The 23,671-nt window shown below is 30.4% G+C and carries 22 protein-coding genes; 11 read left to right on the top strand and 11 right to left on the bottom strand.

Annotated features, from left to right (window positions below):
* Nucleotides 1-88 precede the first annotated feature (88 nt).
* A complete protein-coding gene (locus tag ACFQ5N_RS03910; protein ID WP_386807903.1) occupies nt 89-790 on the top strand; it encodes a response regulator transcription factor in 702 nt (233 codons plus the stop codon).
* Nucleotides 780-1,829, top strand: coding sequence for a sensor histidine kinase (locus ACFQ5N_RS03905; RefSeq protein WP_386807902.1), 1,050 nt, complete (start codon nt 780-782; stop codon nt 1,827-1,829). The genes ACFQ5N_RS03910 and ACFQ5N_RS03905 overlap by 11 nt, the downstream gene beginning before the upstream one ends.
* On the opposite strand, the gene ACFQ5N_RS03900 is transcribed toward ACFQ5N_RS03905, so the two are convergent.
* The 5 genes from ACFQ5N_RS03900 to rnpA form a co-directional block, all read right to left on the bottom strand.
* The gene (locus ACFQ5N_RS03900) at nt 1,797-2,612 is read right to left on the bottom strand and encodes a glycosyltransferase (RefSeq protein WP_386807901.1); all 816 of its coding nucleotides are present in this window, start codon (nt 2,610-2,612) and stop codon (nt 1,797-1,799) included. The genes ACFQ5N_RS03905 and ACFQ5N_RS03900 overlap by 33 nt on opposite strands.
* A gap of 231 nt (nt 2,613-2,843) precedes the next feature.
* The gene (purD, locus tag ACFQ5N_RS03895) at nt 2,844-4,115 is read right to left on the bottom strand and encodes a phosphoribosylamine--glycine ligase (RefSeq protein WP_386807899.1); all 1,272 of its coding nucleotides are present in this window, start codon (nt 4,113-4,115) and stop codon (nt 2,844-2,846) included.
* Between the two features lie 63 nt (nt 4,116-4,178).
* Entirely contained in the window at nt 4,179-5,867 is a 1,689-nt protein-coding gene (locus tag ACFQ5N_RS03890; RefSeq protein ID WP_386807898.1) for a DUF6909 family protein, read from the bottom strand.
* A gap of 61 nt (nt 5,868-5,928) precedes the next feature.
* A complete protein-coding gene (locus tag ACFQ5N_RS03885) occupies nt 5,929-7,566 on the bottom strand; it encodes a S41 family peptidase (protein WP_386807897.1) in 1,638 nt (545 codons plus the stop codon).
* Nucleotides 7,553-7,939 carry a ribonuclease P protein component gene (rnpA, locus tag ACFQ5N_RS03880; RefSeq protein ID WP_386807896.1) on the bottom strand — a complete coding sequence of 129 codons (387 nt, stop codon included), beginning with the start codon at nt 7,937-7,939 and terminating at the stop codon, nt 7,553-7,555. Before rnpA ends, ACFQ5N_RS03885 begins: the two co-directional genes overlap by 14 nt.
* A 91-nt stretch (nt 7,940-8,030) precedes the next feature.
* On the opposite strand from rnpA, the gene ACFQ5N_RS03875 reads away from it, so the two are divergent.
* On the top strand, nt 8,031-9,209 hold the full coding sequence (locus ACFQ5N_RS03875; protein WP_386807895.1) for an acyl-CoA dehydrogenase family protein: 1,179 nt from the start codon (nt 8,031-8,033) through the stop codon (nt 9,207-9,209).
* Nucleotides 9,210-9,260: 51 nt separating this feature from the next.
* On the opposite strand, the gene glmS is transcribed toward ACFQ5N_RS03875, so the two are convergent.
* From glmS to ACFQ5N_RS03860, 3 genes are read right to left on the bottom strand one after another with little or no spacing between them, the layout of a single operon-like run.
* On the bottom strand, nt 9,261-11,114 hold the full coding sequence (glmS, locus tag ACFQ5N_RS03870) for a glutamine--fructose-6-phosphate transaminase (isomerizing) (protein ID WP_386807893.1): 1,854 nt from the start codon (nt 11,112-11,114) through the stop codon (nt 9,261-9,263).
* A 12-nt stretch (nt 11,115-11,126) separates the two neighbouring features.
* Nucleotides 11,127-12,653: a DUF4270 domain-containing protein gene (locus tag ACFQ5N_RS03865; protein WP_386807891.1), complete on the bottom strand. Its 1,527-nt coding sequence runs from the start codon at nt 12,651-12,653 to the stop codon at nt 11,127-11,129.
* Between the two features lie 17 nt (nt 12,654-12,670).
* Entirely contained in the window at nt 12,671-13,480 is an 810-nt protein-coding gene (locus ACFQ5N_RS03860; protein WP_386807890.1) for a glycogen/starch synthase, read from the bottom strand.
* A 106-nt stretch (nt 13,481-13,586) separates the two neighbouring features.
* Between ACFQ5N_RS03860 and panC the strand changes: the two genes are divergently transcribed.
* Genes panC through radA form a run of 4 tightly spaced genes read left to right on the top strand, consistent with a single transcriptional unit; the run spans nt 13,587 to nt 17,193 of the window.
* Nucleotides 13,587-14,426, top strand: coding sequence for a pantoate--beta-alanine ligase (gene panC / locus ACFQ5N_RS03855; RefSeq protein ID WP_386807889.1), 840 nt, complete (start codon nt 13,587-13,589; stop codon nt 14,424-14,426).
* Nucleotides 14,427-14,464: 38 nt separating this feature from the next.
* Complete coding sequence (gene panD / locus ACFQ5N_RS03850; RefSeq protein ID WP_386807887.1) at nt 14,465-14,815, top strand: aspartate 1-decarboxylase; 351 nt, start codon at nt 14,465-14,467, stop codon at nt 14,813-14,815.
* Between the two features lie 2 nt (nt 14,816-14,817).
* Nucleotides 14,818-15,792, top strand: a complete 975-nt coding sequence (locus tag ACFQ5N_RS03845; RefSeq protein ID WP_386807885.1) for a lysylphosphatidylglycerol synthase transmembrane domain-containing protein — start codon at nt 14,818-14,820, stop codon at nt 15,790-15,792.
* 42 nt (nt 15,793-15,834) lie between these two features.
* Entirely contained in the window at nt 15,835-17,193 is a 1,359-nt protein-coding gene (gene radA / locus ACFQ5N_RS03840) for a DNA repair protein RadA (RefSeq protein ID WP_386807884.1), read from the top strand.
* 47 nt (nt 17,194-17,240) lie between these two features.
* On the opposite strand, the gene ACFQ5N_RS03835 is transcribed toward radA, so the two are convergent.
* Nucleotides 17,241-17,987 (bottom strand): uroporphyrinogen-III synthase, encoded by a 747-nt coding sequence (locus ACFQ5N_RS03835; protein ID WP_386807883.1) that lies wholly within the window; start codon nt 17,985-17,987, stop codon nt 17,241-17,243.
* Nucleotides 17,988-18,003: 16 nt separating this feature from the next.
* Nucleotides 18,004-18,666, bottom strand: coding sequence for a DUF4271 domain-containing protein (locus tag ACFQ5N_RS03830; RefSeq protein WP_386807881.1), 663 nt, complete (start codon nt 18,664-18,666; stop codon nt 18,004-18,006).
* A gap of 68 nt (nt 18,667-18,734) precedes the next feature.
* Here ACFQ5N_RS03830 and ACFQ5N_RS03825 point away from each other — a divergent pair, with 68 nt between their 5' ends.
* Genes ACFQ5N_RS03825 through ACFQ5N_RS03815 form a run of 3 tightly spaced genes read left to right on the top strand, consistent with a single transcriptional unit; the run spans nt 18,735 to nt 21,221 of the window.
* Nucleotides 18,735-19,454: a polyprenol monophosphomannose synthase gene (locus ACFQ5N_RS03825; RefSeq protein WP_386807879.1), complete on the top strand. Its 720-nt coding sequence runs from the start codon at nt 18,735-18,737 to the stop codon at nt 19,452-19,454.
* A gap of 11 nt (nt 19,455-19,465) precedes the next feature.
* Entirely contained in the window at nt 19,466-20,815 is a 1,350-nt protein-coding gene (locus tag ACFQ5N_RS03820; protein ID WP_386807877.1) for a dihydroorotase, read from the top strand.
* The gene (locus ACFQ5N_RS03815; protein ID WP_386807876.1) at nt 20,808-21,221 is read left to right on the top strand and encodes a DUF4296 domain-containing protein; all 414 of its coding nucleotides are present in this window, start codon (nt 20,808-20,810) and stop codon (nt 21,219-21,221) included. The genes ACFQ5N_RS03820 and ACFQ5N_RS03815 overlap by 8 nt, the downstream gene beginning before the upstream one ends.
* A 47-nt stretch (nt 21,222-21,268) precedes the next feature.
* Here the strand turns inward: ACFQ5N_RS03815 and ACFQ5N_RS03810 are convergent, their stop codons facing one another.
* A complete protein-coding gene (locus tag ACFQ5N_RS03810; protein WP_386807874.1) occupies nt 21,269-22,276 on the bottom strand; it encodes an SDR family oxidoreductase in 1,008 nt (335 codons plus the stop codon).
* A gap of 82 nt (nt 22,277-22,358) precedes the next feature.
* On the opposite strand from ACFQ5N_RS03810, the gene tyrS reads away from it, so the two are divergent.
* Entirely contained in the window at nt 22,359-23,645 is a 1,287-nt protein-coding gene (gene tyrS, locus ACFQ5N_RS03805; protein ID WP_386807873.1) for a tyrosine--tRNA ligase, read from the top strand.
* Nucleotides 23,646-23,671 lie beyond the last annotated feature (26 nt).

Raw genomic sequence — 23,671 nt, 5'->3', positions numbered from 1 at the left:
TTAATGTTATAAATTTATTTACTTTGTATTAGTTTATACATTTAAACTAAGAAATACCTAAATTTGAACAGTTATACAATATTTAACAATGAAAAATTCAGATATTAAAATACTTCTTGTTGACGATGAACCCGATATTTTAGAAATTGTAGGTTACAATTTAAAAAATGAAGGGTACAAAATTTTCACCGCTAAAAACGGAGTTGAAGCACTTAAAATTGCAGAAGATGAAATTCCGCACCTTATTATTTTAGACATTATGATGCCTGAAATGGATGGAATTGAAGCTTGTGAAAAAATTAGAGCCACAGATAGCTTAAAAAACACATTAATTACATTTTTTACAGCAAGAGGTGAAGATTATTCACAAGTTGCAGGTTTTAATGTTGGGGCTGATGATTATATTACCAAACCTATTAAACCTAAAGTTTTAATTAGTAAAATTAAAGGTTTGCTTAGAAGAGTAAATAAAGTAGAAAGTGTTTCAAAAAATACAGATCAAATAAATGTTGGTGGTATTGTTATTGACCGTGAAGAATACGTGATTATTAAAGACGGAGAAAAACTTTCATTACCAAGAAAAGAATTTGAATTATTTTCTTTATTAGCATCAAAACCAGACAAAGTATTTAAACGTGACGATATTTTAAACTTAGTTTGGGGAAATGAAGTTGTTGTAGGTGGAAGAACTATTGATGTTCACATTAGAAAATTGCGTGAAAAAATTGGTGATAATTATTTTAAAACTGTGAAAGGTGTTGGGTATAAATTTGTAATTAATGAAGATTAAAAAAACATATTCTTTTGCCTTTTGGACATCATTAATATTAACTTTTACTTCATTTGTAACTTTTTATCTAGGTTCTTATATTTTTTTAAATATTTGGTTACCCTTTATTAGCGCACTTATTTTTATTTGTGTTGTATATACTTTTTCGTTTTTTATTATTCAATTTAGAGTAGAAAAATTTATTTACTTGCGCATAAAAAATATTTATGAGAACGTTTCTTTGTTAGACGCTTCAGACCTAAATAAAACAGCTGTTTCAGCCGATTTGGATATGCTTTCACTTGAAGTTCAAAAATTTGCTGAAAATAAACAACAACAAATTCAAAACTTAAATCTTAGAGAAGGTTACCGTCGTGAGTTTTTAGGAAATATTTCGCACGAATTAAAAACACCTCTTTTTACCGTTCAAGGTTATTTACTAACCTTAGAAGATGGTGCTATGAACGATAAAAGAATTGGAAAAAAATATTTAAAAAGAGCCAACAAAGGTGTTGATAGGTTAATCTCAATTGTGAAAGATTTAGATTTAATTTCAAAATTAGAATCTAATGATTTAAACCTCAACAAACAAACATTTAATATTGTTGAATTGGTGCAAGAAGTTTTTGATTTGTTAGAAATTGAAGCTAAAAAACGTAATGTTACCTTATTATTAGACAAGCACTACGAATATCCAATTAAAGTTATTGGTGATGTTGAACGTATTGAGCAAGTACTTACCAATTTAATTGTAAATTCCATTAAATACGGAAAAATTAATGGCGCAACCATTGTAAGTTTAGAAATTGCCGAAAACAATAAAGTTTTAGTAAAAGTAAAAGATAATGGTGAAGGAATTAAAGAAGAACATTTAGACAGACTTTTTGAACGTTTTTATAGAGTTGATCAAAGTAGATCACGTGATCAAGGTGGTTCAGGTTTAGGACTTTCTATTGTAAAACATATTATTGAAGCTCACAATGAACAAATTTTTGTAAAAAGTAAAATTGAACGTGGATCAGAATTTTCATTTACCCTTGAAAAGTTCAAACAAGTTTAAATTCAATTCACTTTTAATAGCCTGCAAACCTTTAAAATTATTCGCTTTTTTTAAATCTTCTATTTTAAATTTATCTTGAGTTGAAAAAGGAGCAATACTTTCTTTTGATAATTTCTCTGCCAAATACTCTTGTTCAAATTGCCCTGGTGTTGGAATAAAAAAAGCTTTTTTACCCAAAACAGCCAAATCCATAATAGTTGAATATCCAGATCTTGCAAGTACTAATTTGCTTTCATTTATTGCTTTTTCTAAATCTAATGACAATAAATAATTATTCACTTCAATATTTTCAGCTGTTTGTAAAGCAGCTGCATTTTTTAAAGCGCCTCTAACAAACAACACCTTTCCTTGGTAGTTTTTAAGCGCTGTAAGCACTTTACTTTCTAAAATTGACCTTTGCGGTTCAGGACCCGACAATAGCACTAGCAAGTCGTATTTTAAAGTTGTTTTAAAATAATTGAGTCTGCTTAAAATTCCTATGTATTTTAACTTGAATTTACTGCTTTGTAAATGCCCTAATTTTCCTGATAAATTTGGTGTTGAAGCAGTATCAGGAATCCAACATTCGTCAAATTTTTCCCAAATTTTTTGATGAACTTTAGAAGTAAAATAAGTAGTATTACCAGACAAAACCTGCAATTGATGTGTGATATAAACTGAAGGAACTTTTTTGGAGCGCACTCCAAATCTATTATCAGAAATAACACCTAATATATGTTCTTTCTCTATAATTTCATCAACAATTTTTCTTTCTTTTTTAACGGCTAAAAATACAGAGGGCATACTAAAAAGCAGTAAGAATTTTAAATTCTTACTGCTTTTAGAATACTTTATTTGATAGGATGGAAGTGTGTAACTTTTTAAAAAAGGAAATTCTTTTTGAAGCAAAACTAACGCTTCACCATCACTTGCTAAAATAGGTTCAAAACCACTTTTAAGTAAGGCTTTTATAATAGGAATACAACGAGTTGCGTGACCTAATCCCCAATTTAAAGGAGCGACAAGAATTTTTTTTTACAAGTCAAAACCAATATCTGTTCTAAAATTCATATCATTAAAACATACTTTTTCAATGCTTTTATACGATGTTTTTAAAGCGTCTTTAAAATTGCTTCCGTAAGAAGTTATGGCAATTACTCTACCACCATTGGTTACTAATTTTCCGTCAACAATTGTAGTCCCTGCATGAAACGGAATAGAATTTTTAACTGTATCTAACCCTAAAATTTCTTTTCCTTTTTCATAAGCTTCAGGGTATCCTCCTGAAACTAACATTACCGTACAAGCGCTTTGGTTTTTAATTTCTATGGTTTTGGTATGTAATTCTTTTTTACCAGTTGCAATTAACAACTCTAAGAAATCACTTTCAATTAAAGGAATTACAACTTCAGTTTCTGGATCTCCCATTCTACAGTTGTATTCAATAACTTTAATTTCACCTTTTACAAGTATTAAACCTATAAAAACAAAACCAACATAATCAATATTATCTTTTTGAAATCCATCAATGGTTGGTTTAATTACCAATTCATCAATTTGTTTCATTAATTCATCAGTAGCAAATGGCACCGGAGAAACAGCTCCCATACCACCTGTATTTAGTCCTTTGTCACCTTCACCAATTCGTTTATAATCTTTGGCGCTTGGCAAAGTTACATAGCTTTTACCATCGGTTAATACAAAACAGCTAAGCTCAATTCCGTCTAAAAACTCTTCAATAACAACTTTACTGCTTGCAGTTCCAAATTTTTGGTTTGCTAGCATCGCAGTTAACTCATCTTTTGCTGCTTGTAAATCATTTAAAATAACTACACCTTTACCAGCAGCTAAACCATCAGCTTTTAAAACATATGGAGGCGCTAACTTCTCTAAAAAAGCGTGTCCTTCTTCTAAATTTTCAGCTGTAAAACTTTCGTAAGCTGCTGTTGGAATATTATGGCGCACCATAAATTCTTTGGCAAATTCTTTACTTCCTTCTAATTGAGCTGCTTCTTTTTTAGGTCCAATTACAGGTATATTTTTTAATGTGTCATCATTTAAAAAGAAATCATGAACACCTTTAACTAAAGGATCTTCAGGGCCAACAACTACCAATTCAATATTGTTTTCAAGTACTGCATTTTTTACAGCTTCAAAATCGCTTTGATTAATGTTTAAATTTGTTCCTACTTCTTTAGTACCTGCGTTTCCTGGTGCAATAAAAAGTTTATCTAATAAACTACTTTGTGCTATTTTCCAAGCCATTGCATGCTCTCTTCCGCCAGCACCTAAAATTAATACATTCATAATTATGTGTTCTTTTTACTTTCTTTATTTAAAAATATAATGTGTTTAGTATTAACACAATACTTAAAATATTTGTTCTAAAATTTTTTGAGTAATTACATACGTTGGTAAAACTCCTGATGTTCCTAAACCACCTGACGCTAAAGTACTTCCTGTTTTTAGCGGATTATCTGAAGCATAATACGCATATCTAACTTTTACTTTACTTGAGATATTTCCTCTAATTTTTGCTGCGGCTTGAATGGCTTTTTGGTAATGTGCTCCTTCCATTTCTAAACCTGTTACTTTCCAAGTTGAATCATGGAAAAATTTTAAAATATCTTTATTTTGAAGAGATGTTCCTAAAACTGTAACCATTGCGCCACTATAAACACCAACTCCGCAGTCTTCAAAATGTTTCTTTTTTAACTGATTTTTAAACGGATAATTATCTGCAGTACCTTCAAAAATATGAGATGACGGAATCATAATATCACCTTTTCCACCTTCTAAAATACCTGCTTTTCCCATAATGGAAACAGACTCAACATTTAAATGATGCTTTTTACCTTTTTTACAAATGTATGGTTTTAGCAACTCATCCATTGTTTCATAGGCTTGTTCTCCAAATGCATAATCCATTACAATTAACACAGGTTTTTCTTCGTGTTCAATACTATTTTCAATCTTAAATTGTGTTGTATCAAAAGCTACTTTTTCAGTGTCTATTATTTGAACATTGATATTGGTTCCTGAAGTATCTTTTATATACGTTAAACCATTTTTTGAAGCATATTCTTTTACCTGTTTTCTTAAATCTTCATTGTCATCTTTACTTAACAATTCAAACAAGGAAATAATATCGTTGTCTATTATTTGATTTGGAAGTACTGAAGGCGCGTAAATAGAGTTCATAACACTGTGCATATTTGCACTAATAATATGAATAGGGCGTTCTATTAAATTATTTTCATGTAAAACGTCTTTAATGTTATTTGCCCACATTTCTCCATAAATATGATGTCCAATACGCTCGCGTAATACAGGGCTAAAATTAATGGTACGTTTTAAATTATGAACCTTCTCTTGAATAGCCAAATGCCCTAACCAATAAATAATTTGGAAAAAACGGTCTTCATTATTTTTTTCAGAAAGCTCTAAATGAACTGCTTGTGTTTCAGCAAATGTTCGCCCCAAAATACTTGCCATATGCGCTAACATAATATCGCGCTCATCTTTAGAAAGTTTTTTATTGTGAAGTACAACGTTTTCTAATTTTTTCCACTCTCTAATGGTGTCTTTTTCTTCGTTAATTAAAACTTTATTGGCTATTTTATGAGACTCAATAAATAAGAATGTTAAATGGGTAAGAATATCATAAATTTCAGATCTACCTCTGGTAACTTCAATATTCATTTGATCTTTATCAATTCTAAAACAATTTCTTCTACGCTTTGGCGGAATAATTACTTTAAAGTGAGAATTTGAGTACCCTTCATCAGAAGTTAAATTGATAAACCTACATTCTTCAATTCCAAAAGGAAGACGTTCAATAACATAAATTAATCCGTTTAATTCAACTTTTTCCTCTGCAATTGATCCATAAATTTCAGGTCTAAGTAATAATAACGATTGTCTTAATGTGTCTCCTGAAATACCCATTGGTTTGTAAAAACCACGACTAAATAAATGACGCATTGAAATATATAATCGCTCAATAGCACTTGATGACTCTTGAGCTCTAGTTCTAGAAACTATTTTTGTGTGTTCCATAATATTAATTTGGAAAGCAAAGATACAGATATATTGTTGAACTATAAATTAGCGCCTGCTTTTAGTTTTTTAATATTTTATTATACTGTGACGTATTATTTAAAAGTTCAACAGCTTCTAAAATTGTTGTATCAAAAACTGCTTTTTGTTGATACACACCTTCTTCATAATAGTACCTTTTCACAATTTCTTCGGTAAGTTTTGATAAAACCTCCTCTTTATTCTTATCCAATTCTTTTAACTTTTCTGAATGAATATTTTTTAAAAGATTTGCGTAAGAAGTATTTAAACTTCCATCTAAATTTTCTTCTTTCGCCTTTTTACTAGCCTTAATAAAGTCTAGTTCTGTACTTGTTTCAAAATCAGATTGATGTGCAGCTGCATAAGTTCTAAACGCATTATAGTCTGAATTGTTTAAACTAAATTTTGTAGGTTCTTCAATTGTTGGATTTGCATAAAAATAATTGGTAGCAAAATTAAAAAACATGTTAGAATCAAATACAACTTTGGTAGTTTCAGTAGTTGAAGGTTTTTTAATTTCAACATCTGGTAAAATTCCACCACCACCATAAACTGTTCTACCTTTTTCTGTTTTATACGCTTTTCTTCCAACATCTGAAAATTTTGGAATATTTCCTTTATCATCTCGGTTGGTGTAATCTAATTCTTGAATACATCTTCCGCTTGGTGTGTAATATTTTGAAATGGTAATTTTCATTTGAGCTCCATAAGAAAGCGGTAAATAGCGTTGCACCAAACCTTTTCCAAAAGAGCGTTCTCCAATTACTACAGCTCTATCATAATCTTGTAAAGTACCCGCTAAAATTTCAGAAGCTGAAGCTGAACGGCCATCAACTAAAATTGAAATAGGAATTTCTAAATCTAACGGTTCATTTTTTGTTTTATAAACGGTGCTCCACTTTTTAATTTTTGCTTTGGTGGTAACCACAATTTTATCCTTCGGAATAAAAAAATTGTTGATTTTTACAGCTTCATTTAATAATCCTCCCGGATTACTTCTTACATCAATAATCAGCTTTTTCATACCTTCTGATTTTAAATCTAGAAAAGCTTCTTTTACTTTAGCTGATGCTTTTTCATTAAATGTGGTAAATGAAATATAACCTACCTCAGCATCAATCATGGTATAAAAAGGAACAGGGTTAATTTCTATTTTTTTGCGCGTAACTTCAATATTCAGCTGTTTATTTTGACGCTCAACTTGAAGGTTTACCGTTGTATTTGGCAAACCATTTAGCAAAGCTGTAATACCTTCACCTTCAAAATCTGCCACCAACATATCACCAATTTTAATAATTTTATCTCCTGGTTTTATGCCTGCTTTCTCAGCCGGAGAATTTTTTAAAATCTCGCGAATGGTTAATGTTTTGTTTTTAAAACGTGAAATTGCTCCAATGCCTCCATAATCTCCAGTAGATCTAATTCTTGAATCTTCAACTCCTTGCTCATCATAATAACGCGTGTACGGATCTAAATTAGACAACATATGATTAACTGCATTATTGGTAATTTTAGCAGGATTTATTTCATCAATATAATACATATTTAGTTCCTTAAACAAGGTTGTATAAATATCAATTTGTTTGGCTACTTCAAAAAAATCTGATTGAAATCCGGCTGAAACAGCAACAGAAATTACCACAAAAACACCTATCAACCACTTTTTAATTTTGCTCATCTTCTATAATTTTATGCTGAAATTTTTTACAAACCTTTACAATTGTTTGGTCTAAATCTTCGTATGCTATTTCTTCTTTTGCCATATAAATAAACATAAAAATATATGATTCGTTTAAATTTTCAGCAAATACATGTTTGTTTTTTCGGTATACTTCACGCATCAACCGTTTAATTCTGTTACGGTTTACGGCAAGTTTTACATTTCGTTTAGGAACAGAAAAAGCTACTTTAATAGGAAACTGAGCTTGGTGTTTCACAGGTAAATAAATTAGTTGGAATGGGTACGCTTTTACACGTTTTCCTTCAGCAAATAGTTGCCCTATAAAAATTTTACTCTTTAGCTTTTCGTCTTTTCCTAACGTATATTTCATTAGTACAAATGTAAGGAATAAAAGATTTTAAAAAATAAATTTCAATAGAGTTTAATTCCTAACTTTGTTTAAAACCAAAACTATTTATCCTATGTCACAAGATTTATTTACAGCGCCGGACTACTATCAACTGGACGATTTATTAAGTGAAGAGCATCTTTTAATTAGAAATGCTACAAGAGAATGGGTAAAACGTTCGGTTTCTCCAATTATTGAAACAGCAGCACAAAAAGCTGAATTTCCATCAGAAATTATTACAGGACTTGCTGAAATTGGTGCCTTTGGACCTTATATTCCTTCAGTTTACGGAGGAGCAGGCTTGGATCAAATTTCTTACGGATTAATTATGCAAGAAATTGAACGTGGAGATTCTGGTGTGCGTTCTACAGCTTCTGTTCAGTCTTCATTGGTTATGTATCCTATTTTTAAATATGGAAGCGAAGAACAGCGTAAAAAATATTTACCAAAATTAGCAAGTGGTGAATTTATGGGATGTTTTGGTTTAACAGAGCCAGATTACGGCTCTAACCCGTCTGGTATGCTTACCAATATTAAAGATAAGGGTGATTATTTTTTGTTGAATGGTGCAAAAATGTGGATTTCAAACGCTCCTTTTGCAGACATTGCTGTTATTTGGGCTAAAAATGAAGATGGAAGAATTAAGGGTTTAATTGTTGAACGCGGTATGGAAGGTTTTTCAACTCCTGAAACTCATAATAAATGGAGTTTAAGAACTTCAGCAACTGGAGAACTTATTTTTGATAACGTTAAAATTCCGAAAGAAAATATATTACCAAATAAAGATGGTTTAAGTGCTCCTCTTGGCTGCTTAGATTCTGCAAGATATGGAATTGCTTGGGGAGCCATTGGTGCCGCAATGGATTGTTATGATACAGCTTTACGTTATGCAAAACAACGTATTCAGTTTAACAAACCCATTGCAGGAACTCAATTACAGCAAAAGAAATTAGCCGAAATGATTACTGAAATTACCAAAGCACAATTATTAACTTGGCGTTTAGGAGTGCTTAAAAATGAAGATAGAGCAACCTCAGCTCAAATATCTATGGCTAAAAGAAATAATGTGGAAATGGCTTTAAAAATAGCTCGTGAAGCACGACAAGTTTTGGGTGCTATGGGAATTACAGGCGAATATTCCATTATGCGCCATATGATGAATTTAGAAAGTGTTATTACCTATGAGGGAACGCACGATATTCATTTACTAATTACAGGATTGGACATTACAGGAATTCCTGCTTTTAAATAAAAAAACCAATACGATTAGTATTGGTTTTTTAAAAATTTATAAATTATTCAACTACTCTACCGTAACTGATTTTGCCAAATTTCTTGGTTGATCAACATTACAATCTCTCATTACAGCAATGTAATATGACAATAATTGCAACGGAATTGTTGTTAATAAAGGCGTAAAAGGTTCTAAAGTATCTGGAATTTCAATTACGTGATCTGCAATATCTCTAACTTGTGTATCTCCTTTTGTAACAATAGCAATAATTTTTCCTTTTCTAGATTTAATTTCTTGAATATTGCTCACAACTTTTTCATAATGTCCTTTTCTAGTTGCTATAACTACAACCGGCATAGATTCATCAATTAAAGCAATAGGACCGTGTTTCATTTCAGCAGCAGGATATCCTTCAGCGTGAATGTACGAGATTTCTTTTAATTTTAGCGCACCTTCTAATGCTACTGGGAAATTATAACCTCTTCCTAAATACAAACAGTTTGGAGCATCTTTATATATTGCAGCAATTTTTTCAATCTCAGCATCAAATTTCAATAATTTTTCAACTTTTGAAGGAATAATACTTAATTCTTGAATATAATTATGGTAATCAGATTTTGATAATTCTCCTTTTAAATACCCTAACTTTAATGCTATTAAAGAAAGAACTGTAATTTGCGTTGTAAAAGCTTTTGTTGATGCTACTCCAATCTCTGGACCTGCATGCGTATAAGCTCCAGAATCTGTTTCACGTGCAATAGATGAACCTACAACGTTACAAATTCCAAATACAAATGCTCCATTGGCTTTTGCTAATTTTATAGCCGCCAATGTATCAGCTGTTTCACCAGATTGTGATATTGCAATTACAATATCATCTTTATGAATTACAGGGTTTCTGTATCTAAATTCAGAAGCATATTCAACTTCTACCGGAATTCTAGCTAAATCTTCAAATAAATATTCTCCAACCAATCCGGCGTGCCATGAAGTTCCACAAGCAACAACAACTATTCTTTTAGCATTTAAAAATTTGGTAATGTTATTATCAACACTTCCCATTTTTATAATATCCTTATCTGCTAATAAACGTCCTCTATAAGTATCAACTATAGCATTGGTTTGTTCATGAATTTCCTTCAGCATAAAATGGTCGTAACCACCTTTTTCTATTTGCTCTAAATTCAATTCTAATTCTTGAATATTTGGCTCTACCACTAAATTTCCATGAATTTTTCGAACTCTAATATCTCTATCTATTTTAATAATGGCTAGCTCTTCATCATCTAAATAAATGGCATCTTTTGTGTATTCAATAAATGGTGAGGCATCTGAAGCTATAAAAAATTCTTTGTTATTTTCTCCAATTCCAATGGCAATAGGACTTCCTAAGCGAGCAACAATAATTTCATTTGGATTGCTTTTATCAAAAACAGCAATGGCGTATGCACCCACAACATTTCTAAGTGCCAATTGCACAGCATATCCTAATTTACAATTATTGGTTTTTTTAACTTCTTCAATTAAATTAATTAATACTTCAGTATCTGTATCACTATAAAAAGTATAACCTCTTTTAATTAATTCTTTTTTTAGTGTGTCATAATTTTCAATAATTCCATTATGAACAATTACTAAATTTCCTGAATTGGATTGGTGCGGGTGAGAATTTATATCATTTGGAACACCGTGAGTTGCCCATCTTGTATGGCCTAATCCTAATGTACCTTTGATATTATTTTTTTCTGATATTTCTCTTAAATCAGCAACTTTTCCTTTTGTTTTATATAAACCACCTGTGTTTGATTCACTAGTTAAAACAATTCCAGCGCTATCATAACCTCTATATTCTAGGCGTTGTAACCCATTCATTACAATTGGGTAGGCTTCTCTAAAGCCTAAATAACCTACAATTCCACACATCTAATTTTATATTTAATTGTTTATTTGAGAATAAAATATATCAAGTTTTACTCTTTTATCACCAAATTCTTCACTTTGGTTATACAATACAACTCCTTTTGGTGTCCAACTATATTCACTAATAGTAGTATTTGTAGTACTTGAAGGTAAATCTGTTGGGTTGTATACTTTAATACCTAAGGTTACCAATTCATCATAATCTTCTAAAACTAATACTTCAGAAACATAATCAGTTATAGTAAATACGTACTTATAAGGATTTCCATCATCGTCATATTCTAAAGCGGCTCCAACTGTAGCAACTCCTTCAGTAAGCATATCTAAAATTTGCTCATTGTCTTGGTAGTTGTAAATAAATAATTGTTCAGGTACAATATCACTTGACGCATCTTGATCTACGTAAAAAGTTAGTGTTGCTCCTGTAATTAAGTACTCGTTCTCTCTTAATTCTGGTAAATCTTGTCCTTCAAACAAATCTATAGTTGCTACAGAACCTGCAGCTCCTTGAACATATAATCTGTCTGGGCCACTTTCTTGAATGTTTGAATTGTCTCTTTCTAAAACATTTGATTTATTAGATCCAAAGGTAAAATTGTAAAAGTGTTTAACTCTCACATTTTCTTCACCTGTAATTTCATCTCCATCAAGATCTTCATCAGTATCTTCATCTTCATCATTTGAATAATATATTACCATTCTTGAAGATGCCATAGATAATGAAATAAGATGCGATTCCTTAGTTGTTGTTTCAACAGCTTCAATATAAAAACCTCTAAAATAACGAATAAAGTTATCTGTAGATTCAAACCCAGATCCTGAAGCATTATCAACAAAAATTTCTTGAATCATTGCTTCATTTAATGGTAATTTTATACTTGGGCTTGCATTTGTTTCTTTTATAGTATCTGTATCAAAAACCGTAACTCCATCAGGCATATATCTTTTTATATAGGCTACGGTATCATTTGGATTTACTTTAAACTTTTCTGCGTAAAATGGTGTTGATGATTTTTCAAAAACCTTATCAGAATAATACGTCATTGGTTTTGAAGGATCTGTTGGATCAAGTGTATTTAAAAATGTTTTTAGTTCGTACACTTTTAATTCAAATTCTTGATCAGCATTTCCAAAAACTGAATCTATCTCAAATAAAGGTTTTCCATCTGTAGCATCATCTAATTGCGTAGTTTGGTAAGGAATATAAATAAGTACAGAATCAATTGCTGCGTTCTCTCCATAATCATAATTATCTCCTGTAGCCGATAAAAGTATTTGAGAAACAATTGAACCTTTTAAGGCTCCAAACTCATTATCTGAATAGGATCCTAACAAATATTGAGGAACTCCATTTGCAGGAACTCTTTCAACATTTTCAGAATTTGTACCAACTTCAGCAACAAAATCTCCTATTGTAAATTTCCCATTATCAACAATACCAACTCCAATATTTTCAATTTCTTTTTCACAAGAAATGAATGAAAAAAACACGATAGAAAATAATCCAACGTATTTTAAAATAGTTACAACTTTTGTAGTCATATATGTAGTTTGATTTTTTATGATAAAACTCTGGTTAAGTAAAAATCAGTATAAGCCGTTTCAAACTCCTCTTCTGAGAAGTATTCAAGCACTGGTTTTTCAGTTTCACTTAAAAACTCCATTAATTCAGCTGGTAAATCTTCACTTGCTTTTACAATAGCATCAGAATGTTGAACAGCATTCAATAATAGATTGGTATGGTTAGGGTTTAAAATTGATTGTGCTTTAGATTCATCAATTCCATCAAATTTAACTTTTTCAATGAATTCATTACTTAACAAGCCTTCAAAGCCATTATTGTAAAGTGACGTAATTATTTTACTATCAGCAAATAACGGGTCATTTTTGTAGTATTCTTTAATATACATTGGTAAAAGTGAAGCCATCCATCCATGTACGTGGATAACATCAGGAGACCAATTTAATTTTTTCACAGTTTCTACAACACCTTTTGCAAAAAATATGGCTCTTTCATCATTATCTTCAAACAACTTATTATCTTCATCTGTAAACAAAGCTTTACGTTTAAAGTACTCATCGTTATCAATAAAATACACCTGCATTCTTTCTTTAGGAATTGAAGCCACTTTAATAATCAATGGCATATCCATGTCATTAATAACTAAATTCATCCCAGATAAACGAATTACTTCGTGCAATTGATGTCTTCTTTCATTAATTAGACCATAACGTGGCATAAAAATTCGGATTTGTCCTCCTTTTCCATGAACCATTTTAGCAACATCAAATGAAGTATTTGACAATTCATTTTCTGGTAAATAAGGCACAACTTCTGAAGAAACAATCAATACTCTCTTATCTTTCATATTCCAACTCTTAATTTTAAGATTATGCAAAATTACGAAAATTTATACAGTTTTTAGCTTTAATAACGTAAGTTTGCACGCTTTTAACGTTTATTAACAAAAGAAAATGTTAGTTTTTGCCAAAATAAAATCGGTACAACAAAAAATTGAGTCGTTAAAGAATGAAACTAATGTTGGGTTTGTCCCAACTATGGGAGCTTTACACCAAGGTCATTTATCACTTATTGCACGTGCAAAAAAGGAAAATGATATTGTAGTTGTAAGTATTTTTGTAAACCCAACTCAATTTGATAAAAAAGAAGATTTAATTAACTACCCAAAAACCATTGATACAGATTTATCTCTACTAAAATCTGTAGGTTGCGATATTGTTTTTACACCAACTGCTGAAGAAGTGTACGCCAATAACATTCAATCTACATCCTTTAATTTTGAAGGATTAGAACACCAAATGGAAGGAAAATTTAGAACCGGTCATTTTGACGGTGTTGGCACAATTGTAAAAAGGCTTTTTGATATTGTAAAACCTACAAAAGCTTATTTTGGAGAAAAAGATTTTCAGCAGCTTCAAATTATAAGAAGCATGGTAAAACAACAGCAAATACCTATTCAAATTATTGGTTGTGATATTTATAGAGAAAATGATGGTTTAGCCATGAGCTCTAGAAATACAAGACTTACAAAACAACATAGAGCCATTTCGCCATTTATTTATAAAACACTTAAACAAGCAAAAATTGAGTTTGGCACAAAAAATGCTCAGGAAGTTATAGATTGGGTTAAAAATGAATTTAAAAAACAACCTTTGTTAGAATTAGAGTATTTTGAAATTGCTGATGAAGAAACATTATTACCAATTAAAAGTAAAAATTCATCCAAAAAATACAGAGCTTTTATAGCCGTTTTTGCCGGAAAAATAAGACTTATTGACAATATAAGTTTATAAATATGAATACATTAACACAAAATTATTAATTTTGCGCCATGCAGATAGAAGTAGTAAAATCTAAAATTCACCGAGTTAAAGTTACCGGAGCCGATTTAAATTACATTGGTAGTATTACTATTGATGAAGATTTAATGGAGGCTGCAAACATAATTCAAGGTGAAAAAGTTCAAATTGTAAATAACAACAATGGTGAACGACTTGAAACTTACGCTATTCCTGGACCTAGAAATAGTGGTGAAATAACATTGAACGGTGCAGCGGCCAGAAGAGTTGCCGTAGGAGACATTCTAATTTTAATTACCTATGCAAGAATGGACTTTGAAGAAGCAAAAACATTTAAACCTTCAATTGTTTTTCCAAACGAAAGCAATAACTTGTTAATCTAAGTTTGAACAAAAAATTAAAAAAAATTAGTTTTATAATACTCCCAATAGCATTGGGAGTATTTTTAATTTGGTACTCTATCGCCAAGTTATCTCCAAGTGATGTACAATCCATAAAAACATCATTTCAAACAGCAAATTATTGGTGGGTTGCATTATCTTTAACCTTTGGAATTTTAAGCCATATTTCACGCGCTTATCGTTGGCAATTTTTATTAGAACCTTTAGGCTATAAACCTAAATTTGCAAATAGTGTTATGGCGGTTTTAATAGCCTATTTGTTAAACCTATTTATTCCTAGATCAGGTGAATTTGCACGAGCAGCTACCATAAAAAAATACGATAAAATTCCTTTTGATAAAGCTTTTGGAACTATTGTAGCCGAGCGTGTTGCAGATGCCATTATGCTATTTTCAATTATTGGGATTGCCTTTTTTTTACAAACTGATTTAATTGAAAGCTACCTTTTTAAAGATAAACCTGAAAGTAGTATTTATTCAAAAATATTCATTTTTATAGTACTTCCTATCATAGGCTTCATAAGTTATAAATTCTTAAAAAAATCTAGAAACTATTATATCGTCAAAATAATTTCATTTATAAACGGTTTGTTTGAAGGTGTTATAAGTATTTTAAAAATGAAGAAAAAATGGTGGTTTATTTTCCACACACTTTTTATTTGGTTTATGTACGTACTTATGTTTTATGCAGTAACATTTGCTTTACCTGAAACAACTAATTTACCATTTTCAGCAATTATTGTAGGATTTGTTGTTGGCGGATTAAGTATGGCTTTAACAAATGGAGGCTTAGGAACCTACCCGGTATTTGTTGCAAGTGCATTGGTTTTATACGGTATTCCAAACAATCCTGCATTGGCTTTTGGTTGGATTATGTGGACCGCGCAAACTGTAATGGTTATTGTCTTTGGCTTGTTGTCATTCCAATTCATTCCAATTTATAATAAATACAAAAAATAGTTCCATTTTCTTCCTATATTTACGTTTTTCAAATACCTAAAAATGGCTAAAACTAAAACTTCTTTTTTCTGTCAAAATTGTGGCGCTCAATACCCAAAATGGTTAGGGCAATGCAAATCTTGTAATGAATGGAACACTATTGTTGAAGAAGTTATTCAGAAAGAAGAAAAACGAGAATGGAAACAAAATACAAGCCCAAAAAAAGCCAACAAAGCCTTAAAAATAAATGAAATTACCATTGATAAAGAAGATAGAATTTCAACCTTAAACAATGAATTAAACAGAGTTTTAGGTGGCGGATTGGTAAGAGGTTCTATGCTTTTATTAGGTGGTGAACCAGGTATTGGAAAATCTACTTTACTACTTCAAATTGCATTAAATATTCCCAAAAAAGTGTTGTATGTTTCGGGGGAAGAAAGTCAATCGCAAATAAAAATGCGTGCAGAACGTTTACAAATAGCCAATACTAATTGTTTAATTTTAACTGAAACCAATACCCAAAATATTTTTAAAACTATAGAAGAAGTGCAACCAGATGTGGTTGTAATTGATTCTATTCAAACATTACATACTGAATATATTGAAGCTTCTCCAGGCTCTATTTCTCAAATTAGAGAAACAACTGCTGAATTAACTAAATTCGCCAAAGAAACAGCAACTCCAGTACTTTTAATAGGTCATATTACCAAAGATGGAAATATTGCCGGACCTAAAATTTTAGAACACATGGTAGATGTTGTACTGCAGTTTGAAGGCGACAGAAATCATACCTACAGAATTTTAAGAGCAAACAAAAACAGATTTGGATCTACTGCTGAATTGGGTATTTACGAAATGCAAAGTGTAGGTTTAAGAGAAGTTGAAAACCCTTCAGAAATATTAATTTCACAAAAAGAAGACGATTTAAGTGGAACTGCAATTGCCGCAACATTAGAAGGTATGCGACCTTTAATGATTGAAGTACAAGCTTTAGTTAGCACAGCGGTTTACGGTACACCTCAACGCTCATCAACAGGTTACGACACCAAACGATTGAATATGTTATTGGCAGTTTTAGAAAAAAGAGCCGGCTTTAGATTAGGAGCAAAAGATGTGTTTTTAAATATTGCAGGAGGTATAAAAGTTGATGATCCTGCAATTGATTTGGCTGTAATATCAGCAATTTTATCATCTAATGAAAATGAAGGTATTCCTCAAGATTATTGTTTTGCTGCCGAAATTGGATTAGCCGGTGAAATAAGACCTGTAAACCGTGTAGAACAACGAATTTTAGAAGCTGAAAAACTTGGTTTCAACAAAATATTTATTTCAAAATTCAACAAAATTAGCAATCCAAAACATGCTATTAAAATTGTAAAAGTCACAAAGGTTGATGACATTTACGATAACTTATTTGCATAAAAAAGCCGAGTAAATTACTCGGCTTTTTTATTATAAATACTGTTGTACTATTTCTTATTTGCTGAAACAATATATTTTTCCAATGCCATTGTCATTGAAGGAGTTTCAGGAGTTGGTGCTTGTATATTACACTTTAAACCTGCTTTTTGAGCAGCTTTTACAGTTGTATTTCCAAACACTGCAATTCTAGTATTATTTTGTTCAAAATCAGGGAAATTTTTAAATAAAGAATCTATTCCTGACGGACTGAAAAACACCAAAATATCATAAAACACATCTGTTAAATCTGAAAGATCACTAACTACTGTATTAAATAAAATAGCTCTTTGCCAATCAACTTTTAAATCATCTAACGTTTGAGGAACTATTTCTTTTAATTTATCTGATGACGGTAAAATAAATTTCTCGTCTTTGTACTTCTTAATTAATTTTGCTAATTCTGGGAAAGTACGTGTACCCACATAAATTTTACGCTTACGGTATACCACATATTTTTGCAAATAATAAGCAACTGCTTCAGACTGACAGAAATATTTCATAGAATCTGGCACTGTAAAACGCATTTCTTCAGCTACTCTAAAAAAATGATCTACTGCATTTCTACTAGTTAAAATTACTGCCGTAAAACTACTTAAATCAATTTTTTGAGCTCTTACTTCTTTTGCTTCAACACCTTCAACATGTATAAAAGGTCTAAAATCAATTTTCACCTTTTGCTTTTCAGATAATTCAGTATAAGGCGAATTTTCAGTTTTTGGAGCTGGTTGGGAAACTAAAATTGTTTTCACTTTCATAAACTTCAATTTTGTCTTAAATAGTTAATTTTAAAATAATTACTAAGGGTCCTATTTCAAGTGCGCAAAGGTACAAAATAAAATAAAACAAGTTACCAAAAATGACTTTTTTATTGTTTCTAAGTACTAATACATAACGCAATGTTAGTAAAAATAGAAAAACAATTAAGGTTATTTTAAAAAAAACAAGTTGATAACTTTCTGTATAAAACAAAACTAACAAAAAAGGTAATATACTAATAACCAAGCTATTAAAGTAATTTGATTTTTCATAGAGCAATTTTTTATGAAATTCATTAAAATTAAAAATACTTGCTAAAAAAAATCCAATTAAGAATCGAACAACAAAATATAAAAAGACACAAATAAAAATTAATACAAAAATGTTTCCATCTAATTGACTAAAAGAAGGCACTTTATACCTTAATATTTCAAAAAAAATGAGAGAAAAAGTCAATAATTGCACCAAAAAAAATAAAACCTGAAAATTATTAAATACTTTTTTCTTCTCTTTACTATAATAAATAGCTAGATATTTTTTTGAAAATAAAAGCATACTTGTATGTGCTAACCGCTCATTAAAAAAAAATTTAATAGCCACTAAAATCACAAAAATTGTAAAGAAAACTAATGTAATCCAATCATTATTTTGAGAAAGTATTTCTTTTGCTTCAAACATTAAGTTAGTTCTAATTTTAACGCAAAATTAGTAATAATTTGTTTTATCTTTGCCGCTAAGTTTTTTATATGTCAAATACGCTTGTAATTATTCCTACTTATAACGAAAAAGAAAATATTGAAGCCATTATTAAGGCCGTATTTTCTCAAGAAAAGCAATTTGATATTTTAGTTGTTGATGATAATTCACCTGATGGAACAGTGAGAATTGTTGAAAATTTGCAACAAAAATTTCCAAATTTATTTTTAGAAGTTAGAAAAGATAAAAACGGGTTAGGAACCGCGTATATTCATGGCTTTAAGTGGGCTTTAAATAATAAATACGATTTTATTATTGAAATGGATGCTGATTTTTCACACAACCCAAAAGACTTAATACGTTTGTACAATGCCTGCGCAATTGATGGTGCTGATTATTCTATAGGTTCAAGATATTTAAATAACAAAATAAATGTAGTGAATTGGGATTTTAAACGCTTATTTTTATCATATTTCGCATCAAAATATGTGAAAATTATAACTCAAATACCTATTTTTGACACCACAGCTGGATTTGTTTGTTACAAACGTACTGTATTAGAAAATATTGAATTAGATAAAATTAAATTTGTAGGCTATGCATTTCAAATTGAAATGAAATTTAAAGCCTGGTTAAGAAATTTTAAATTCAAAGAAGTATCAGTTGTTTTTACTGATAGAAAAAAAGGAACATCAAAAATGAGTGGCTCAATTATTTCAGAAGCTGTGTTTGGTGTTATAAAAATGAAATTACAAGGATTGCCAAAATAAAGAAAAAGATTATGGGGTTAACACTTATTAAAAACGCGAAAATTGTTAATGAAGGTACAATTTTAGAAGGTGATGTTTTAATTGATGGAGAATATATTGTAGATATTGACACTTCAATTAGTTCAAAATCTGCTGACACAAAAATTATTGATGCTGAAGGAAAATACTTACTTCCAGGTGCTATTGATGATCAGGTACATTTTCGTGAGCCAGGTTTAACAAGAAAAGCAACCATTGAGACAGAAAGTAGAGCTGCAATTGCAGGAGGAATTACCTCTTTTATTGAAATGCCAAATACGGTTCCGCAAGCAACAACACAAGAATTATTAGAACAAAAATTTGAAATAGCGGCACAAACATCTTACGCCAATTATTCGTTTATGTTTGGTGGTACTAATGATAATTTAGAAGAACTTATGAAAACCAACCCTAAAAATGTGGCTGGTATTAAATTATTTTTAGGTTCTTCAACTGGTGATATGTTAGTTGACAATCAAGAAGTTTTAGAAAAAATATTTTCTTCAACAAAAATGTTAATTGCTGTGCACTGTGAAGACGAAGCTACTATAAAAGCTAATTTAGAAAGCTATTTAGAGCAATATGGAGAAGATATTCCTATTGAAAAACATCCTAAAATTAGAAGCGAACGTGCATGTTATTTATCGTCTTCAAAAGCAATAGAATTGGCTAAAAAAACAGGAGCTCGTTTGCATGTTTTTCATTTATCTACAGCAAAAGAAACTGAACTTTTCACCAATAAAATTCCGCTAGAACAAAAGCAAATTACTGCTGAAGTTTGTGTACACCACTTATGGTTTGATGAAAGTGATTATAAAGAAAAAGGAACGTACATAAAATGGAATCCTGCTGTTAAAACTGCAGAAGATAAAGAAGGACTTTGGAAAGCGTTACTAGATGATAGAATTGATGTAATTGCAACTGATCACGCTCCACATACCAAAGAAGAAAAAAAGCAAGTTTATACCAAAGCACCAAGTGGTGGCCCTTTAGTGCAACACGCCTTACCTGCGTTGCTAAAAGCACATAGAAAAGGAAAAATATCTATTGAAAAAATAGTTGAAAAAATGGCACATAACCCTGCTAAAATATTTCATATTGAAAAAAGAGGGTTTATTAAAAAGGGTTTTTATGCCGATTTAGTTTTGGTTGATATTGCTTCACCTTGGACAGTAACCAAAGAAAATATTTTATACAAATGTGGCTGGTCTCCTTTTGAAGGCACCACGTTTTACTCAAAAATTACACACACCTTTGTAAACGGAAATTTAATGTACAAACTTGGTAAATTTAATGATACCATTAAAGGAAAACGTTTACTGTTTAATAGACCAAATGCGTAAATATTTTTACATACTTTTTTTTAGTTTTTTTTTAATAAACTGTACAAGCAATACAATTATTAAAAAGCCAGACAACTTAATTTCTAAAGATGAAATGGTAAATATTTTAACCGATTTATTTTTAGCAAATGGAGGAAAAAATATTAAAAATATTCATTCACAACGTAATATAAATTATTATCCGTTGGTGTTTGAAAAATATCAAATTGACAGCACGCAGTTTAAAGAAAGTAATTATTATTATACATCAAAAATTGATGACTACGATAAAATTTTAGAAAGAGTTGATGCACGCTTAAAAAAACTAAGAGATCAATATGAGATTGAACGTAAACTAGAAGATTCGCTTAGAAAATCTAAAAAAGATTCAATTAAAATAGCGAATACAAAAAAGGAAGAAGCATAAACCTTTGTACCTCATTTAAATAGTGGATTTTTAAGTTTAAAAATCCACTATTTTTTATTTTTATAAGCTGTACAAACCAATGCAATAGTTTTAGCGATAGGTTCAAATTTAAAATTAAGTGCTTTTTCTAATTTTTCTGAAGAATAAAATCGTTGTGCGTGCATAGATTCTGCAGATTGTTTTGATAAAAGAGGCCGTTTTCTTGTAAACCAATATTTTACCTTTTCAAAACGCCAACCAATGGCACTCATAAATTTTGAAACCTTTATTGTTGGAGGTTTTTTATCAAAATTTTCAGCAATTACATCAAATACATTTTTGAATGATTTATTTTCAGCAACTAAAATAAAACGTTCATTTTTAATAGTACTATTCATTAACTGCAGCATTGCTTTAACCACATCGTTTACCGCAACATAACCTGTAACACCTTCGGTATAAAACTTAAAACCGTTAAAAATATTTTTAAACAATTGACCAGATCCACTGTTCCAAAAGCCAGGTCCTAAAATAACTCCAGGGTTAACAATTACCACAGGAATACCTTCTTGTGAAGCACGCCAAACTTCCATTTCAGCACCGTATTTAGTAATAGCATAACCATAATTACTTTTCTCAATATCCCACTCGGCATCTTCATTAATTAAAGTATCAGGCAGTGCTTTTCCAACAGCAGCAATAGAACTTACAAAACATAATTTAGATACATTTTTTTCAATACAAAAATTTACAATATTGGCAGTTCCATCAATATTAATTTTACGCATTGCTCTGTAATCTTTTTCATGAAATGAAATTAACGCGGCACAATGGTAAACTTTAGTTACATTTTTAAAAGCAAGTTCTAAGGCAAAAACATCGGTGATATCAGCTTCAATCCATTCAATTTTTTGAAACAATTGTTCATACGCTTCAGTATAATAACTAAATACATTTTTAACAGCTTCTAAATTACTAGTACTTCTATGAATTGCTTTTATGGTTTCATTTTCTAAAGAAAGATGATACAATAAATGTGCGCCCACTAAACCTGTTCCTCCGGTGACTAAAATCATAAAACGAATGTAACAAAAATGTTTGTTTAAAGGTATTTCTACAACTAAAATTTTATCTTTGCTCAAATTAAAAATTTATAAAATGAATTTTGTTGAAGAACTACGTTGGAGAGGCATGTTACACGACATTATGCCTGAAACTGAAGAATATTTATTAAATAATAAAACTGCTGGTTATATTGGATTTGACCCTACGGCAGACTCTTTACATATTGGAAGTTTAGTTCCTATCATTATTTTAATGCATTTCCAAAAAGCTGGTCATAGCTCTGTTGCTTTGGTTGGTGGCGCTACTGGTATGGTTGGAGATCCTTCAGGAAAATCAGACGAGCGTAACTTGTTAGATGAAGAAACTTTGGCTAAAAATGTAGCAGGTGTAAAAGGACAATTAGAACGTTTTTTAAAGTTTGATAGCGATGTTGAAAACCCTGCAGAATTGGTAAACAATTACGATTGGATGAAAGAAATTTCATTAATTGATTTTGTACGTGATGTTGGAAAACATATTACGGTGAACTATATGATGGCGAAAGATTCAGTGAAAAAACGTTTAGGATCTGACTCTCAAACCGGAATGAGTTTTACTGAATTTACCTACCAATTATTTCAAGGATACGACTTTTACCATTTATACAAAGAAAAAAATGTAAAACTACAAATGGGTGGTTCTGATCAGTGGGGAAATATTACTACAGGAACAGAATTAGTGAGACGTAAAGCACAAGGAAAAGCATATGCCTTAACTTGTAAACTTATTACTAAAGCTGACGGAAGTAAATTTGGAAAAACTGCTGGCGGAAATGTTTGGTTAGATGCTAAAAGAACTTCTCCTTACAAATTTTACCAATACTGGTTAAACTCATCTGATGAAGATTCTGAAAAGTACATTAAAATTTTTACGTTTTTAGATAAAGAAACTATTGAAACTTTAATTGCTGAACATAAAGAAGCACCACATATGCGTATTCTTCAAAAGAAAATTGGAGAAGAAGTTACTGTAATGACTCACGGAAGAGAAGCTTATGATAACGCTATAAAAGCATCAAACATATTGTTTGGAAAATCTACAGCAAACGATTTAAAAAGTTTAGATGAACAAACCTTTTTAGATGTTTTTGATGGTGTTCCACAAGCTGAAATTGAGCGTACTGTTATAGAAAACGGATTGGATATTGTTGCCGCATTTGCTGAAACTGGTTTCTTAAAATCTAATGGTGAAGTACGTAGAGCATTAAAAGAGAACTCTATTTCTGTAAATAAAGAAAAAGTAAAAGATGGTTTTATAATTTCTTCAAATGATTTAATTGCAGATAAATTTGTACTGTTACAACGTGGTAAAAAAAGTTACTTTTTATTAAAAGTAGTATAAATTATAAAACCTAACAGGTTTTAAAA

The organism is Lutibacter holmesii (assembly GCF_042679665.1).
Lineage (GTDB): Bacteria > Bacteroidota > Bacteroidia > Flavobacteriales > Flavobacteriaceae > Lutibacter > Lutibacter holmesii.
Note: the sequence above shows the minus strand (reverse complement) of the source record. Positions and strands in the feature narration are given on the sequence as shown.

Coding starts and splice junctions, on each gene's coding strand:
- ACFQ5N_RS03820 (WP_386807877.1), top strand. CDS start 19,466: ATGGGGTTAACACTTATTAAAAACGCGAAAATTGTTAATGAAGGTACA.
- tyrS (WP_386807873.1), top strand. CDS start 22,359: ATGAATTTTGTTGAAGAACTACGTTGGAGAGGCATGTTACACGACATT.
- ACFQ5N_RS03860 (WP_386807890.1), bottom strand. CDS start 13,480: ATGAAAGATAAGAGAGTATTGATTGTTTCTTCAGAAGTTGTGCCTTAT.
- purD (WP_386807899.1), bottom strand. CDS start 4,115: ATGAATGTATTAATTTTAGGTGCTGGCGGAAGAGAGCATGCAATGGCT.
- ACFQ5N_RS03885 (WP_386807897.1), bottom strand. CDS start 7,566: ATGAGCAAAATTAAAAAGTGGTTGATAGGTGTTTTTGTGGTAATTTCT.
- ACFQ5N_RS03865 (WP_386807891.1), bottom strand. CDS start 12,653: ATGACTACAAAAGTTGTAACTATTTTAAAATACGTTGGATTATTTTCT.
- ACFQ5N_RS03810 (WP_386807874.1), bottom strand. CDS start 22,276: ATGATTTTAGTCACCGGAGGAACAGGTTTAGTGGGCGCACATTTATTG.
- ACFQ5N_RS03900 (WP_386807901.1), bottom strand. CDS start 2,612: ATGCCCTCTGTATTTTTAGCCGTTAAAAAAGAAAGAAAAATTGTTGAT.
- ACFQ5N_RS03835 (WP_386807883.1), bottom strand. CDS start 17,987: ATGAAAGTGAAAACAATTTTAGTTTCCCAACCAGCTCCAAAAACTGAA.
- ACFQ5N_RS03875 (WP_386807895.1), top strand. CDS start 8,031: ATGTCACAAGATTTATTTACAGCGCCGGACTACTATCAACTGGACGAT.
- ACFQ5N_RS03830 (WP_386807881.1), bottom strand. CDS start 18,666: ATGTTTGAAGCAAAAGAAATACTTTCTCAAAATAATGATTGGATTACA.
- ACFQ5N_RS03815 (WP_386807876.1), top strand. CDS start 20,808: ATGCGTAAATATTTTTACATACTTTTTTTTAGTTTTTTTTTAATAAAC.
- ACFQ5N_RS03890 (WP_386807898.1), bottom strand. CDS start 5,867: ATGGAACACACAAAAATAGTTTCTAGAACTAGAGCTCAAGAGTCATCA.
- ACFQ5N_RS03905 (WP_386807902.1), top strand. CDS start 780: ATGAAGATTAAAAAAACATATTCTTTTGCCTTTTGGACATCATTAATA.
- panC (WP_386807889.1), top strand. CDS start 13,587: ATGTTAGTTTTTGCCAAAATAAAATCGGTACAACAAAAAATTGAGTCG.
- radA (WP_386807884.1), top strand. CDS start 15,835: ATGGCTAAAACTAAAACTTCTTTTTTCTGTCAAAATTGTGGCGCTCAA.
- panD (WP_386807887.1), top strand. CDS start 14,465: ATGCAGATAGAAGTAGTAAAATCTAAAATTCACCGAGTTAAAGTTACC.
- ACFQ5N_RS03910 (WP_386807903.1), top strand. CDS start 89: ATGAAAAATTCAGATATTAAAATACTTCTTGTTGACGATGAACCCGAT.
- rnpA (WP_386807896.1), bottom strand. CDS start 7,939: ATGAAATATACGTTAGGAAAAGACGAAAAGCTAAAGAGTAAAATTTTT.
- glmS (WP_386807893.1), bottom strand. CDS start 11,114: ATGTGTGGAATTGTAGGTTATTTAGGCTTTAGAGAAGCCTACCCAATT.
- ACFQ5N_RS03825 (WP_386807879.1), top strand. CDS start 18,735: ATGTCAAATACGCTTGTAATTATTCCTACTTATAACGAAAAAGAAAAT.